The following is an 844-nucleotide window of genomic DNA, read 5'->3' as shown; positions in this document are numbered from 1 at the left end:
GGTCCACCACGCCCCAGGCAACGCTGGCGATGATCAAGCGCATCGCCGATCTTCTTCCCACCCATACGCGACGGTCCGACGAGAGCCAGGCCATGCAGCAGCTGTCGACGCCCTTGCCGCTCGCCTTCGTCACGGCGCACGCCGCGGCGATCGCATCTTGCGACCTGGTTCTCGAACCTTCGGCCGGCACCGGTCTGCTCGCCGTCCACGCCGAGATGGCGCGCGCTTCGATCGCCCTCAATGAGCTTGCCGCGACGCGGGCCGATCTCCTCGGCCTGCTGTTTCCAAGGGTCCCCGTCTCGCGGCACGACGCGGCCCATATCGACGATCATCTCGACGCGGCCATCGAGCCGTCCGTCGTGCTGATGAATCCACCGTTCAGCGTCGGCGCCTATGTCGACGGCCACGTCACTGACGCGGCATGGCGGCATCTCTCTTCCGCATTCGCCGGCCTGCGCGCCGGCGGGCGCCTGGTCGCCATCACCGGCACCGGGCTGTCTCCCGAAAACCCCAAATGGCGGCCGGCCTTCGAACGCCTGCAGCAGCAGGGCATCGTCATCTTCACCGCGGCGATCGGCGGCCGTGTCTACGCCCGCCATGGCACCACCACTGATACGCGCCTGACAGTTATCGACAAGGTACCGGCCGCCGACCCGAAAAGCTTCGTCCCGTCGCCGAGCAAGGCCACTGATGTCGAAACGCTGCTCGCCTGGACCACGGATCTGCCGCCCCGGACACCGGGTGGCTTTCCGGATTCGATCGGCACCCTATCGAACGGGATCCTGCCCAATGCCGCCATGCACATGGCCGCCCGATCCGCGGCGAGAGCCGGACCCGTTAAGGC

1 pseudogene is annotated in these 844 nt (G+C 67.7%); it reads left to right on the top strand.

The annotated features are described in order from the left end of the window. A pseudogene (locus EN993_RS36350) lies at window positions 1-844 on the top strand (methylase); the annotation flags it as partial.

Source organism: Mesorhizobium sp. M7D.F.Ca.US.004.01.2.1 (assembly GCF_003997785.1).
In the GTDB taxonomy this organism is placed as follows: Bacteria; Pseudomonadota; Alphaproteobacteria; order Rhizobiales; family Rhizobiaceae; genus Mesorhizobium; species Mesorhizobium loti.
The sequence above is the reverse complement of the archived record's forward strand: the minus strand, read 5'-3'. Positions and strand labels throughout refer to the sequence as shown.